Source organism: Micromonospora sp. TSRI0369, assembly GCF_001905625.1.
Classification (GTDB): Bacteria; Actinomycetota; Actinomycetes; order Mycobacteriales; family Micromonosporaceae; genus Micromonospora; species Micromonospora echinospora_A.
Genome location: NZ_LIVU01000003.1, coordinates 384,578 through 398,566 on the forward strand (window position 1 = coordinate 384,578; position 13,989 = coordinate 398,566).

Genomic DNA, 13,989 nt, shown 5'->3' on the forward strand with positions numbered 1-13,989 from the left:
CTTCCGCTGTCCGCTGCCTAGGCGGTGTAGTTCGCGGCCTTGCTCAGCACCGCGGCCTTGTCGAAGTTGTTCGCGCCGGAGAGCAGGCTCGGGTCCCAGAGCTTCTTCAGGTCGACGTCACCGGAGATCTGGCCGGCCTCCTTGGTGTACGCCTGGGTCTTCGCCCACTCGTCGTCGCTGATCGCGCCCCAGTCACCGAACTGCTCCGGCTCGCCGCTGGCCGGCGTGGCCGTCTTCAGCCACGCGGCGAGGCTCTCGGTGTCCGCCTTGAGCCGCTCGTCGGCGGACTTGCCGGCGAGGATCTGCGGGAAGACCTTGTAGCCGATCTTCATGGCGGCCTCGGGGTTCTTGGCCGAGAAGAGCATCGCCTTGTACGCCGCGCGCAGGAACCGCTCGTACGAGTCCTTCTTGGCGTCGAAGTCACGGGCGCCGACGCTGAAGGTGAGCGACCGGATGCCGGAGAACACGTCCGGGTTGGTCAGGTACTTCAGCTGGGTGCCGGCGTTCTCGATGACCGCGTACGCCTGGGTGTAGAGCGCCAGCATGTCGACCTTGCCGTCGTTGAGCGCGGAGGCGGCCTGGGCGCCGACGCCGACCGGCAGCAGCTCGACGTCCTTGGCCGGGTCCAGCCCGGCCGCCTTGACGTAGGCGCGGGCGTACGGGGCCGAACCGGAGGCCAGGCTGATCACGCCGATCTTCTTGCCGCGCAGGTCCGCGCCGCCGGTGATCGGGGAATCCGGCTTCACCGCCATCACCCACGGCCAGTTCTGCACCAGGCCGCCGATGGCCTTGATCGGCACGTTCTTCTCCACCGCGCCGAGCGCCGAGCCGGCGTCGGCGGGGGTGATGTCGCCGCTGCCGGACGCGACCGCCTGGAGGGCGGCGACCGAGCCGTCGGCGTTGATCGTCTCGACGGTCAGCTTCTCCTCGGCGAAGTAGCCGAGTTCCTTGGCGACCGCGTAGACGGCCACCTCCTCCTTCGGGCCGATCACGGCGGAGGCGATGGCCATGGTCAGCTTCGCCTCCTTGCCCTCGCCGCCGGCCTCGTCGTCGGAGCCGCCGCCGCAGGCGGAGAGAACCAGCGTGGCGGCCAGGGCCGCCGGGAGCAGTGCCCACTTTCGTTTCATATGTACACACCTCGTCGTGAGTCGGGGGAGACCACCTCCGCCGCCGTGGCGGCGGAGGTGGGGTATCAGGCGTCGCGAAGCGACGTGTCCGTTGCGCATCACGCGTCGCGCGGCGACGCGACCGTTGCCGTCAGGCGTCGCGCAGCGACGCGACCAGTGCCAGGTCGTTGTAGACGTGCTGCTCGACGATCTGTGCGCCGTCGAGCACGAACACGTCCGCGTAGCGGATGTCGTCGAACGGCGTGCCGTCGAGCCACTCCCCGTACAGCCGCCCGAGCGAGGTCACAGTGACCCGCCCGTTGTCGTCACCCACCAGGTAGCGGTCCCGGTGCTTGCGCACCCACCGGTAGGTCCCGGTCGACGCGGCCGCCATCTCCCGCAGCGAGGAGTACTCCCGGCCGCCCGGGAAGACCAGCCGGGCCTGCGGCGCGAGGAACGCGCCGGCCTCGTCGAGCCGGCGGTCCTCACACAGCTGCAGGTAGCTGTCGATCAGTCCGGGCGCGTCCGGTGCGCTCATCAGCCGGTCTTCTCGCTCAGCGCCGCCTCCCACTGGTCCCGCAGCGGGTGCTCCGCGGGGCCGTGCTCGGTGAGGATGCGCATCAGGCGGGCCAGCAGCGCGTCCCGCTCCCGGTCGAGGACCCGCTGCTCCTCCTCGGTGGAGACGAACCCGTCGACGGCGCCCTCGGTCAGCACGCCGGAACGGGTCAGCAGTGTCTCGACCACACGTACCCGCTGCCGGGTCACGTGCAGCTCGGTGGAGAGCTGCAGCACCAGGTCGAGCAGCTTGCCGACCTTGGGGTCTCCGAAGTAGTCGAACTCGGTGCTCATCACGCCTCCGGCTTGGTCGCGGCCAGTACGGCCCAGGGGAAGTGCCACTCGGGACGGTCGCCCCAGCCCTGCGGCTGGACGCCGTTGCGGCGCTCGTCGAACGGGGTCCACGACACGTCGGTCAGGCCCGCCTCGGCGCAGACCTCGATCAGGTCGGAGCCGAACAGGTCGTGGAAGAACGGCTCGTTGTTGCGCTCGGCGTGCTCGTAGACGGTGGCGTCGCGCAGCGGGTCGCCGGTGAGCATGAACTCCAGGAAGCGCAGCGAGCCGCCCGGCTTGAGCAGGCGGGCCGCCTCCACGATCGTTTCCCGGATCGCGGCGGCCGGCATCTCGTGCAGCACCATCGTGCCGGTGACCACGTCGCAGCTGCCCGACTCGATGCCGGTGGCCCGGCCGTCGGCCTGCCGGTAGTCGATCGCCAGGCCGGTCGCCTCGGCCTCGGCGTGGGCCAGCCGCAGACCCGGTGCGGCCAGGTCCACGCCGATCACCTGCGCGGTCGGGTACTTGGCGGGCAGCGGCCGGGTGCTCTTGCCGAAGCCGCATCCGATGTCGACGATCCGGGTCGCCGCGGGCAGCTCGGGCAGGGCGGTCTTGGCGAACAGCGTGTGGAACTTGTAGCCGTCGTTGTCGCGCAGCATGACGATGCGCGCCCCGAACTCGTACACGTAGGCCGACATGTCGTCGGAGAAGAAGCTGCCGGGCTGGATGTGGATGTCGTAGTCGGTGTACCAGTCGGGCAGTTCCAGGTCGGGGTTCAGCTCCAGCGAGCCCTTCGGCTGCTCGGGCACCGACGTCAGCTGGTCGGTCAGCTCCTCGCGGCGGCTGAGCACCGCGTCGCCGGCGACCTTCCACAGCATCTTCTGCTGCACCCGCTCCAGGTGGCTGAACCAGGGGTAGAGCGGAAGGCCGCGCAGCACCTGGCTCGCGTCGCCGACCGTGGTGGCCGCCGCGCCGGTGGCGCCGTACTCCTCGCGCAGCGCCGGGTAGACGGTGTCCGCCCAGCGCTTGCGCAGGCCGAGGACGAAGTCCACGGCGGAACGCTCATCCAGGGTGAGGCGCTCCTCGATGTCCAGCATGCTTGTCTCCTCTTCAGGTGGGGGAGGACCGGTCCACGGCGGGCCGCGACCGGGATGGACGGGTCAGTGGGCGTACCGCACGCGATCCGCGGACGCGGTGTCGTAGCTGCCGAGGAACGCACCCGCCATGCGTCCCTCGTAGACGGCTTCGAAGGCCGTGCGGGGGGCGTTCGCGTCGCCGACGACGTGGATCCGGGGGCCGTCGGGCAGCGCGTCGAGCTGCCGGTACAACTCGTCGGCGGCCTGCGCCGAGCCGGCGTCGACGACCGTGGTGACGTCCTCGACGAGGGTGTCGGTGCCGGCGAGCGGGCCGCCCAAGGCGACCGCGTCGGCCCCCGCCGGGTGCGCCGTGCGCATCGGGTGCACAGCGATCCCCAGGTCCGCGAAACGCTTGAGCAGCGCCAGCCGCGAGTACGTGGTGATCTTGGCGCTCACCGAGGCGGTGGGGGAGACGAGGTGGACGCGGGCGCCGCGGCGGGCCAGCCCTTCGGCCACCGAGGCGGCGGCCCAGGTGCCCTCGTCGTCGAGCACGACGACGGCGCCGGTCGGCCGGAAGTCGGGATCGGTCAGCGCGTCGACGGCCTGCCAGATGTCGATCACCGGCGGGCCGCCGGGCAGCTCCCGCCGGGTGGGCCGGGAGCCGGTGGCCAGGACGACGTCCTGGTAGCCGCCGGCCAGCACGTCCTCGACGCCGATCCGGTGGCCGAGGCGTACCGGGATGCCGGCGGCCTCGACGTCGCGGGCCAGGTCGCGGGTGAGCAGGCCGAGCCGTTCCCGTCCGGGTACGCGCGCGGCCAGTTCCACCTGCCCGCCGAGGTGCCCGTGCGCCTCGACCACCGACACCTGGTGCCCGGCCCGGTGGGCGGAGAGGGCGGCCTCCAGGCCGGCCGGGCCGCCACCGACGACGAGGACCTTCCGCCCGCCGGACGGGCCGGGCAGCTCCGGCCAGGCCTGCGCCCACTCCCGCTCGGCGCCGACCTCCGGGTTGACCACGCAGGAGATCGGCAGGCTGGTCTCCAGCCGGCCGATGCAGCCCTGGTTGCAGGCGAGGCAGGCGCGTACCTCGTGCTGGCGGCCCTGCTCGGCCTTGCGGACCAGGTGCGGGTCGGCGATGTGCGGGCGGGTCAGGCCGACCAGGTCGGCCTCGCCGGCGGCGACGAGCTCGGCGGCCTCCGGCAGGCTGTCCAGCCGGCACACCGCGAGCACCGGCAGGTCCGGGAACTCCTGCTTGAACAGCGCCGCGTGGTGCCGGAACGGGGCGTGGCCGAAGCTCATGTCCGCCATCTGCGTCGCGAGCGACCAGCTGCCGTGGTAGGCGGAGTGGCTGACGTGCACGTAGGCGAGCGGGAAGTCGGCGCGCAGCTTGCCGACGATCTCCAGCACCGCGGCCGGGTCGAGACCGCCGGGCAGGAACTCGTCGGCGCTGACCCGCAGTCCGACGGGCAGGTCCGGCGCGGCGGCCAGCACCGCGGTGAGCACCTCGCGGGTCAGCCGCATCCGGTTGTCGAGGCTGCCGCCGTAGGAGTCGTCGCGGGTGTTGGTGTGCGGCGAGAGGAACTGCTGCAGCAGGTGGCCGTGGCCGGCGTGCACCTCCAGGCCGTCGAAGCCGGCCTCGCGCATCCGCCGTGCGGCGGCGGCGAACGCCTGGACGACGACGGCGATGTCCCGGCGTCCCATCGCGTGCGGCACGTGCGAGCCGGCCGCCCACGGCACCGGCGAGGAGGACCAGGCGGCGGTACGGGTCGCGTCCCCGTTCGCCTGCCGGCCGGCGTGCATGATCTGGGCGAACATGCGCGCGCCGTGCTCGTGCACGGCTTCGGTCACCGCCGCGTAGGCCGGGATCGACGAGTCGTCGAAGCTGCCGAGGCTGATGCTGCGGCCCGCGCTCGTGGGGTGCACGCGGATCGCCTCGGTGATGATCAGGCCGACGCCGCCACGGGCCCGTTCCGCGTGGTAGGCGACGTGGCGCCCGGTGGGCACGTTGTTCAGTCCGAAGTTGGTGGTGTGGCCGGGGACGAAGACCCGGTTCCGCAGTGTGAGACGACCGAGCCGGGTGGGGGAGAGAAGAGCGAGAAGCTTGTCGTCAGGCATGCCTCGGACTTCCTGTTTCGGGCCGCACTCGGCGAGGCCGAGAGCGTTCGGTTGAACCGTACGCCGTTCGATTGAGTGGAACGGTAGGGGTGACGCCGGTCTCCGTCAACGGGCTACCGATCGGTAACTTAGTCCGCCGCACTGCCCCTGACCTGCTGTTCCACTAGGCGGAACGCAAGCGGGCAAGGTTCGTCGATTCGTGGCTCGATCGTTCGGGTGGCCGCAGGAGATGACAGTGCCGCCGACCGGCGACCGGCCGGCGGTCCGCGCCGATCATTCGGTCGGCTGGGGCGGCACTGTCCGGTTCGGAGGGACGCTCGCCGCGAGGCGGCCGGGTGGGACGTGCCGGCGGTGCGGAGGTCAGGCAGCGGCCGGGCGCACGTACGGGGTGAGCAGTTCGCGGGCGAGGCCGGTGGCCGCCGGAAGGTCGAGGCCGTTCTCGATCATGCGGCTGAGGGCGTAGACGATCGACTGGATGACCTCCGCCATCCGGTTCGGGTCGCTCGCCCCGTGGTCGGTGAGAGCGGCGCGCAGCGGCGCCTCGAGGCTGTCGTGCAGGAGGCGGCTGGAGGTCGCGAGCACCTCGCTGTTGCCGGCTGTCGCCATCGCCCGGGCCAGCGCGTGGTCGCCCCGGGCAACCAGTTGCAGGTTTGCCTCGACGTACGCCAGGATTCTCGACCCCGGCGTGCGGGCCTCGGCCATCTGGTTCTCGACGAAGGCCGACCACCGGGGAAAGGTGTCGGCGACGAGCACGTCGAACATGTCGGTGCGCGACTTGAAGTAGGAGTACGCGCTGGACCGGGCCAGGCCGGCGTGCCGCGCCACGTCGGCGAGGCTGGGGATCTGGTCCGGGTTCTGCGAGAGCAGGGCGCGGGCGGCGTCGAGCAGCGCCGCCCGCTGGGCGGCCCGGTGCTCGGCGACGGTTGAGGCCTGGATCTTCGGCACGCCAACCTCCAAGTCTCCGGTGTGCGCACCGGGTCCGCGTCGCGCCCTGCCGTCGCGGTCAGCTGCTCGTGGCGAGCTTGCCGTCGATCATCTCGTAGACGGTGTCACAGTACTTCAGCACGTCGTGATCGTGAGTAACCATGACCACCGCCACCGACCGCTCCCGTGCCTCCTGTGCGAGGAGCTGGACGATGTCGTGGCTGCGGGCCCGGTCCAGCGCCGCTGTGGGTTCGTCCACCAGCAGCACGGACGGCTGCGTCATCAGCGCCCGGGCGATGCCGACGCGCTGGCGCTCGCCGCCGGAGAGCTGGTGCGGCCGGCGGTCGGCCTTACCGGCCAGGCCGACGTGCGCGAGCATCTCCAACGGGTCGCGTCCGGCGCGGTCCCGCCGCCCGCCCAGCCGCAGCGGCAGGCGCAGCTGGTCGGCGGCGGTCAACGCGGGCAGCAGGTTGCCCGACTGGAACACGAACCCCACGTGCCGGCGGCGAAGCTCGGTGCGCGCCCGGCGGCTGGACACGGTCATGTCGTGGCCGGCCACTGTGACGGCGCCCTGGTCGGGGCGGGCCAGCCCGCCGGCGACGGCGAGCAGGCTGGACTTGCCCGCGCCGGACGGCCCGACGATCGCGGCCAGTTCGCCCGGCGCGACGGTCAGGTCCACGTCGTCGAGCGCGTGCACGGTCTCCGCGCCGTCGCCGTGCCGCAGGTGGACGCCGCGCATGACCAGGCCGAGTTCGGCCGGGGCGGTGTCCGATGTCGTGGGGGACGCTGTGGGCCGGCTGCTCATCGGTTGCCTCCCAGGGCGGTCGCCGGGTCGATGGAGGTGAGGCGGACGACGGCGGCTGCCGCGCCGACCAGGCCGAGCACGAGCAGTCCGGCCGCGGCGGCGGCGATGCTCTGCGGGTGCAGCGCGAACGGCACGTTGCCGCCGGAGATCAGCGCGCCGAGGCCGAGGCCGATCCCCATGCCGACGGCGATGGCGAGGGCCAGCAGGATCAGCGCCTGGGTGAGGGCGTCGCGCAGCACCCAGCCGGTCGAGGCGCCCAGCGCCCGCAGCACGGCGACCTCCTGCTTGCGCTGGATCGCCCAGACCGCGAAGAACGCGCCTGCCACGAGCGCCGAGATCGCGTAGAGGAAGCCCTGGATCAGCTGGAGCGTCGTCGTCTCGGCGGTGTAGCCCGGCGAGGCGCCGTAGGACTCCTCCAGCGTCAGGCTCTCCGTGCCGGCGGCCTTGTCGCCCGCGGCCAGGTCCACCGAGTCGCCGTCGGCCGCGCGGACCGCGACGGCGGTGATCTCCTGGGCGGCCTGCGCCGGCACCTGCGTGCCGGCCGGGGTGCCGGACTTGACCGCCTGCCACGTCGCCAGCGGCACGTACGCCACGTCGACGTGGCCGAAGGTGTCCTGCTGCTCGGTGACGCCGACGACGCGCAGTTTCGTGCCCAGCCGGTCCACAGTCACGGTGTCGCCGACGCGCAGGCCCGCGTCGATCGCGGTGGGGCTCACCACGATCCCGTCGGCCGGGCCGAGCCGGTCGCCCTCGCTGACCGCGGGCGACAGGAACGAGTCGGTCTCGACGCCGAACAGCGCCAGGTCGACCTCGGTGCCCCGGTCGGTACGCCCGTTGGTGAGCGTGTTGCCGAACGGGGTCGCCTCCGCCACGCCGGGCTGGTCGCGCCAGGTGTCCACCGCCGAGGCGTCCACCACGCTGCGCGAGAACGCCGAGTCGTGCTGCACGCCGTGGGCGAACGCGAACGAGGTGACCGGCAGGTTCTGCAGGCCGGAGACGCCGTCGCGGACCAGCCCGACGGACAGGCCGGACAGCATCACCATCAGCACCGAGATCAGCACGATCACGGCTCCCATCAGGGCGAACCGCAGCCGCGCGAACCCCAGCTCGCGAATGGCCAGGAACATCAGCCGCCACCTCTCATGTTTGTCGACACCATGTCGCGATGTTATCAACACGGTGTCGGCAAAAAGCGGGATCGGCGCTGTCTACCCGACCACAATCCGTGACGGCGCGGCCCGGTCAGCCGGGCGAGGGCAGCGTCCCGCGCTCCCGCGCCAGGTACGCCTCGATGCGGGCGAACGCCCCCGTCCACACCTCGGTGGCGAAGAAGTCGCGCAGCTCCGGGGCCGGGAAGCCGCTCTGCGTCACGGTCATCAGCGTGCCGCCGTCCTTCTCCTCGAAGGTGACCTCGACGCGGGTGGTCATCGTCTCGCCGTCCGGGCTGCTGCCGGACGACTCGGTGACCAGGCGGTGCGGGCGGTCGATCTCCAGGAACGTCTGCGTCTCGCGGAACAGCATGTCGGGGGAGGGGCCCCAGACCGCTGTCTGCTTGCCGCCGACCCGCAGGTCGACGTCGATCTCCACGATGCCCGGCTCCTCGTCCAGGATGCCGAACCAGACCTTCTGTTTACCGGCGTCGGTGTAGGCGTCGAATGCCTCCTCAGGCGTGCCCGGAAGGAGTCGGGTCAGGTGGATCTGGAGCGTCATGGCCGTGGTCCTCCGTGGTGAGAGTGAGATAGGCGTCGAGGCCGTCCAGGCGGCGTGCCCAGACGCGCTGGTAGAAGCTGATCCAGGCCATCGCCGCGTCCAGCGGGGCCGGGTTGAGCCGGCACTGCCGGGACCGGCCGACCTTCTGCGTGACCACGAGACCGGCGTCCTCCAGCGCGCGTACGTGCTTGCGCATGCCGGTGAGGCTCATCCCGGTGGGCTCGGTGAGCTCGCTGATGGTGGCCGGACCCGTGCCGAGCCGGATCAGGATGTCGCGTCGGGTGGGGTCGGCCAGGCCGGCGAAGACCCGGTCGAGCGTCTCTTGCTGAACCACACGGTTCACTGTATAACACTGAACCCTTTGGTTCATCGTTGGTCACGCATTAGGAGCTCGTTCCGTCGCCTAGTGGTCTGACCACTGGTTGTGATCGAGGCGGCGACGGGTCGGTCCGCCGTTCGGCGTGATCGCCTCGGGCATTTGGCCCACCCCCGGCTCCACTGCTCGGGCCGCCCGTCGAAACCTGTCTCGACCTGCGGGAATGTTGCTCGATTCGGATAACGGAAAGGTCACGAGGTATTCCTGCGCGCTGGTCGCGCTCGGTACGTTCCACGAGGCATGAGGTCAGACCTCACTCCTCATGCCTCTAGCTGACGAGGTGAATAGACCAGTGCAGGAACCCGCCCCCCGCTACGCCGGATACCGGTCCTTCGACTACCTGGTGCCGCATGTGGACTACAAGGTCTTCGAGCTCGCGCCGCAGATCGGCCGGGTGCCGGAACACGACCTCGGCCTGAGCGACGACCAGCGTGCCCGGGTCTCCCGGCTGCTGCGCGAGCACATGGCCATCTCGCTGCACGAGCACCCGAAGATCCTGCCGGCCGACGTGACCCAGTTGCGCGACTACAACCGCACCGGCCGCAACTCCTTCGGATTCGAGGGCCTGGCCCGGTCCGGCATGACCGCGGTCTTCGACAACTTCATGAACGGCACCGGCTGCGTGACCAGCGAGCACGCCTGGAAGTGGGACGACGTCATCTACGACATCGGCCTGCGCTTCGCCGACGTCGCCAAGCAGGACCACGTGGTGGTGGCGACCACGCTCGAACAGATCTTCGAGGCCAAGCGCAACGGGCAGATCGCCCTGGTGGCCGGCCTGGAAGCAGCCACGATGATCGAGAACGAGCTGGACCGGATCGACATCCTCTACGGCTTCGGCGTACGCCAGATGGGCATCGCCTACAGCCAGGCGAACATGCTCGGTTCCGGCCTCTCCGAGGACCGCGACGGCGGGTTGACCCACTTCGGCCGGCGCGCCGTGGACCGGATGAACAAGCTCGGGATCGCCATCGACATCTCGCACTCCGGCGACCAGACGTCGCTGGACGTGATCGAGGCCAGCCGGGTGCCGGTGTTCATCACCCACGCCGGCGCCCGCTCGGTCTGGAACACCCCCCGGATGAAGCCGGACGAGGTGATCCGGGCCTGCGCCGAACGGGGTGGCGTGATCGGCATCGAGGCCGCTCCGCACACCACCCTCTCGGGCGACCACCCGCACCACTCGATCGAGTCGGTGATGGACCACTTCACCTACTGCGTGGACCTGGTCGGCATCGACCACGTCGCGTTCGGCCCGGACACCAACTTCGGTGACCACGTCGGACTGCACGACAGCTTTACCCAGCACCTGGCGATCGGAAAGGCCCACGGCGTGGTGGACCACCCTCGGGTTCCGTACGTGAGTGGCATGGAGAACCCGGCGGAGTGCTTCAGCAACATCGTCGGGTGGTTGGTCACGCACGGTTACTCCGACGACGAGATCGCCAAGGTCATCGGCGGCAACATCATCCGGGTTCTTCAGGAGGTTTGGTGAAAAAGACAGTCAAGGGTCGGTGGCGGCTCGCTGTCGCGCTCGGCGTGGCGGCCACGCTCGGTGTCTCCGGCTGCAGTCTGAACGAGGAGACCTCCTCCTCCAGCGGCTCGTCGTCGGACTCGGTCCTGCGGATCGGCACCACCACCGACGTGAGCAATTTCAATCCGCTCCAGTCGTTGAGCAAGACCGACTCGTGGATCCTCAACGCGATGTACCCGCACCTGCTGCGGATCGACGAGAACGCGAAGAAGTCGCCCGAGCTGGCCAAGGAGTACCGCTACGAGGACGACGGCAAGACCGCCGTCTTCGTGCTGCGCGACGACTTCAAGTGGACCGACGGCAAGCCGGTGGTCGCCGAGGACGTGAAGTTCTCCGCCGAGTCGATCATGAAGTACAAGCTCGGCAACGTCGCGGCGAAGCTGACCTGGGTCGAGTCGGTCGAGGCGCCGGACGCGACCACTGTGAAGTTCAAGCTCTCGCAGCCGTACGCGCCGTTCGCCGAGGGCGTCGGCTTCTGGATGTCGGTCGTTCCGAAGCACATCTTCGAACCGGCCGGCGACCTGTCCAAGTTCGCCAACGACTCCAACTGGGTCGGTGCCGGGCCGTTCGTCCTGGACAGCATCACCAAGGGCCAGCGCTACGTCATGAAGCGCAACGAGCACTACCCGCTCGCGCCGGGTGGCAAGGCCGCGGTGAGCCAGGTCGAGTACCGGGTCTACCCGGACGTGAACACCATGATGCTGGCGCTGCGCAACGGTGACATCGACATGATGGGCACCCCGGTGCCGGTCTCGGCGGCGAAGACCTTCGAGAACGACGAGAAGATCAAGCTGAAGAAGGTCGGCGCCCTCGGCTTCGCGCACCTGACCTACAACATGAAGAACAAGTACCTCGCCGACCAGGACGTCCGGCAGGCGCTGTCGATGGCGATCGACACCAAGGCGATCATCTCGGCCGTGCTGCAGGGCGACGGCCAGCAGATGGCCGGCCCGATCTCGCCGATCTTCTCCGAGTACGACAACACCGAGCTGCAGCCGTACCCGTTCGACCCGGAGGGCGCGAAGGCCAAGCTGAGCGCGGCCGGCTACAAGGACGCCAACAACGACGGCTTCTTCGACGAGCTGAAGTTCGGCGTGGCGTGCGATCAGTCCAACGCCAACATCACCCGGGTCGTGCAGCTGTTCCGGGAGAGCGCGGCCAAGGCCGGCGTGAAGCTGGAGAACGAGTGCGTGGAGCGGAACACCTTCCTCACCCGCACCAAGAACGGCGAGTACGACATCGACGCCTCGCAGTGGGGTGTCTTCGACAACCCGATGGACCAGCTGCGCAGCACCTACCTGTCCAGCAACCCGGGTGGCATCAACTACAACCTGCTCGAGTCGGCGGAGATGGACGCGCTGATCAACGACGCGGCCGGCACCACCGACGTGGAGGCGTTCAAGACCAAGATCAAGAACATCGACAAGGTCGTGCACGAGCAGGCGTACCTGACCCCGCTGTACGTGGAGAACTTCCAGTTCGCCTACAACGCCAGCAAGTTCACCGGCTTCGTCCCGTCGCCGTCGGACCTGCTCGGCATTGTCACCGCGTACTCGCTGGCCCAGGTCACCCCGGTCAAGTAACCCACCCAACCTAGAGGGAGAGGAGGGGTCCCCCGTGGCGCGTTTCGTGCTCAGCCGGGCACTGAAGGCCGTCCTGACCGTGTGGATTGCGATCACTTCGACGTTCTTTCTGCTCCGGCTCCTGCCGGGGGACCCCACGACCCTCATGGTCGAGGGCGACATGACACCGGAAATGCAGGCGGCACTGCTCAAGACGTACGGCCTGGACCGTCCGCTGTGGGAGCAGTACGTGTCGTACCTGCGCGAGCTGGTCCAGGGCAACCTGGGCATCTCGTTCCGCCAGATCCAGCCGGTCACCGACATCATCCTCGACCGGCTGCCCTGGACGCTGCTGCTGGCCGGCAGCGCGTTCGTCCTGACCGTCGCCGTCGGTATCCCGATCGGCGTGGCAGCCGCGGTCAACCGCGGCAAGTGGCTCGACCGCGCGTTGCAGGGCTTCGGGATCAGCGCGAACGCGCTGTTCGTGCCGAGCGTCGCGATCCTGCTGCTGGTCTTCTTCGGCGCCCAGCTCGGCTGGTTCCCGATCGGTGGGGCGATCGACCCGGACACCCGGGGCGCGGCGGCCTACCTGAGCCTGGCCCACCACCTGGTGCTGCCGGTGCTCTCCCTGGTCCTGGTGCAGCTCGGCCCGTACGCGCTGACCCTTCGTACCAACATGATCGAAGTCCTCGGTGAGGACTACATCCGCGCCGCGCAGGCGCGTGGTCTCTCGGCCCGGCGCCGGGTGTGGAAGCACGGCCTGCGTAACGCGATCCTGCCGGCGCTGACCCTGATGGGCCTGCAACTGGGCACCCTGGTCGGCGGCGCGGTGCTGACCGAGACGGTCTTCGCCTACCCCGGGGTCGGCCGGCTGATCTACGAAGCGGTCGGGCAGCAGGACTACCCGGTGATCCAGGGGGCGTTCATCATGCTCGCCGTCACCGTGGTGATCGCCAACGCCCTGACCGACATGCTCTACGCGGTCCTCAACCCCCGGATCCGGCTGTGAGCGCGCGCAGCGCCCCGGCGCGTCGCCCGGGTCCGTTCGCCGCCACCACCGAAGGGAGGGTGCAGTGAGTGCCCCCGTGCTGACCGAGCAGGCGCTCCCGCCGGTCCCGGCCGCGCCCAAGCGGTCCTTCCTCTCCGGCTACCTGCGCCAGCCAGTCGTGGCGCTGTCGGTGCTGGTGCTGCTCGTGATGGCGTTGCTGGCGGTCTTCGCGCCGCTGATCGCCGACGAGCCCGCCGGCGCCGGAGCGGACGTGCTGCAACCCCCCTCCGGGGCACACTGGTTCGGCACCGACGACCTCGGGCAGGACATCTTCGCCCAGGTGGTCTGGGGCACCCGGACCAGCATGGTGATCGGCCTGGCCGCCTCGCTGCTCGCCATCGTGCTGGGCACCGCGATCGGGCTGGCCGCGGCGTACTTCCGGCCGTTCGACGCGGTCGCCACGGTGATCACCGACGTGATGCTGGCGCTGCCCACCCTGCCGCTGATGATCATGCTGGCGGCGGTGGTGAGCCCGAGCGTCACGACGCTGACCCTGATCATCGGGTTCTTCGCCTGGCCCGAGGTCGCCCGGCTGATCCGGTCGCAGGGCCTGGTGATCAGCGCGATGCCCTACATCGACGGCGCGCGGGTGCTGGGGGCCACCGGCTGGCGGATCGTCACCCGGGAGATCCTGCCCGCCGTCGTCTCGCTGATGGTGGTCAGCGTGCTGCTCACCGCCTCCCGGGCGGTGATCTCCGAGGCCGGCCTGAGCTTCCTCGGGCTCGGCGACCCGGACGCCTGGTCCTGGGGACGGATCCTCTTGAACGCCCAGCGCAGCGGCACGATCGCGATCGCCTGGTGGCAGACGCTCTTCCCGTCCCTGGCGATCCTGTTCCTGGTGCTGGCGGCGACCCTCGCCGGAACCCGGTTCAACGACACCCGCGACCCCCGTCGCAACGGAGGCTGAC

Annotated in this window: 14 protein-coding genes; 4 read left to right on the forward strand and 10 right to left on the reverse strand. The window is 70.1% G+C overall.

Annotation, left to right across the window (positions count from 1 at the left end; translation table 11 throughout):
* Positions 1–17: 17 nt before the first annotated feature.
* The 10 genes from AMK25_RS10610 to AMK25_RS10655 form a co-directional block, all read right to left on the reverse strand.
* Positions 18–1,127, reverse strand: a complete 1,110-nt coding sequence (locus AMK25_RS10610) for an ABC transporter substrate-binding protein (protein WP_073827993.1) — start codon at positions 1,125–1,127, stop codon at positions 18–20.
* A gap of 130 nt (positions 1,128–1,257) precedes the next feature.
* Positions 1,258–1,644, reverse strand: a complete 387-nt coding sequence (locus tag AMK25_RS10615) for a hypothetical protein (protein WP_073827994.1) — start codon at positions 1,642–1,644, stop codon at positions 1,258–1,260.
* Positions 1,644–1,955, reverse strand: coding sequence for a hypothetical protein (locus tag AMK25_RS10620; RefSeq protein ID WP_073827995.1), 312 nt, complete (start codon positions 1,953–1,955; stop codon positions 1,644–1,646). Before AMK25_RS10620 ends, AMK25_RS10615 begins: the two co-directional genes overlap by 1 nt.
* Positions 1,955–3,031, reverse strand: coding sequence for a class I SAM-dependent methyltransferase (locus tag AMK25_RS10625; protein ID WP_073827996.1), 1,077 nt, complete (start codon positions 3,029–3,031; stop codon positions 1,955–1,957). The genes AMK25_RS10620 and AMK25_RS10625 overlap by 1 nt, the downstream gene beginning before the upstream one ends.
* A gap of 63 nt (positions 3,032–3,094) precedes the next feature.
* The gene (locus AMK25_RS10630) at positions 3,095–5,122 is read right to left on the reverse strand and encodes an oxidoreductase (protein ID WP_073827997.1); all 2,028 of its coding nucleotides are present in this window, start codon (positions 5,120–5,122) and stop codon (positions 3,095–3,097) included.
* A 360-nt stretch (positions 5,123–5,482) separates the two neighbouring features.
* Positions 5,483–6,067, reverse strand: coding sequence for a TetR/AcrR family transcriptional regulator (locus tag AMK25_RS10635; protein WP_073827998.1), 585 nt, complete (start codon positions 6,065–6,067; stop codon positions 5,483–5,485).
* Between the two features lie 58 nt (positions 6,068–6,125).
* Entirely contained in the window at positions 6,126–6,851 is a 726-nt protein-coding gene (locus AMK25_RS10640) for an ABC transporter ATP-binding protein (protein ID WP_073827999.1), read from the reverse strand.
* Entirely contained in the window at positions 6,848–7,978 is a 1,131-nt protein-coding gene (locus AMK25_RS10645; RefSeq protein WP_073828000.1) for an ABC transporter permease, read from the reverse strand. The genes AMK25_RS10640 and AMK25_RS10645 overlap by 4 nt, the downstream gene beginning before the upstream one ends.
* 115 nt (positions 7,979–8,093) lie before the next feature.
* Positions 8,094–8,561 (reverse strand): SRPBCC family protein, encoded by a 468-nt coding sequence (locus AMK25_RS10650; RefSeq protein ID WP_073828001.1) that lies wholly within the window; start codon positions 8,559–8,561, stop codon positions 8,094–8,096.
* Positions 8,515–8,895, reverse strand: coding sequence for an ArsR/SmtB family transcription factor (locus tag AMK25_RS10655; protein WP_198937503.1), 381 nt, complete (start codon positions 8,893–8,895; stop codon positions 8,515–8,517). Before AMK25_RS10655 ends, AMK25_RS10650 begins: the two co-directional genes overlap by 47 nt.
* Before the next feature lie 334 nt (positions 8,896–9,229).
* On the opposite strand from AMK25_RS10655, the gene AMK25_RS10660 reads away from it, so the two are divergent.
* The 4 genes from AMK25_RS10660 (at position 9,230) to AMK25_RS10675 (ending at position 13,988) form a co-directional block, all read left to right on the forward strand.
* Positions 9,230–10,432, forward strand: a complete 1,203-nt coding sequence (locus tag AMK25_RS10660) for a dipeptidase (RefSeq protein WP_073828003.1) — start codon at positions 9,230–9,232, stop codon at positions 10,430–10,432.
* Entirely contained in the window at positions 10,429–12,054 is a 1,626-nt protein-coding gene (locus AMK25_RS10665) for an ABC transporter substrate-binding protein (protein ID WP_073828004.1), read from the forward strand. Before AMK25_RS10660 ends, AMK25_RS10665 begins: the two co-directional genes overlap by 4 nt.
* Positions 12,055–12,088: 34 nt before the next feature.
* Positions 12,089–13,042 (forward strand): ABC transporter permease, encoded by a 954-nt coding sequence (locus AMK25_RS10670; RefSeq protein ID WP_043323238.1) that lies wholly within the window; start codon positions 12,089–12,091, stop codon positions 13,040–13,042.
* 64 nt (positions 13,043–13,106) lie between these two features.
* On the forward strand, positions 13,107–13,988 hold the full coding sequence (locus AMK25_RS10675) for an ABC transporter permease (protein WP_225980747.1): 882 nt from the start codon (positions 13,107–13,109) through the stop codon (positions 13,986–13,988).
* Position 13,989 lies beyond the last annotated feature (1 nt).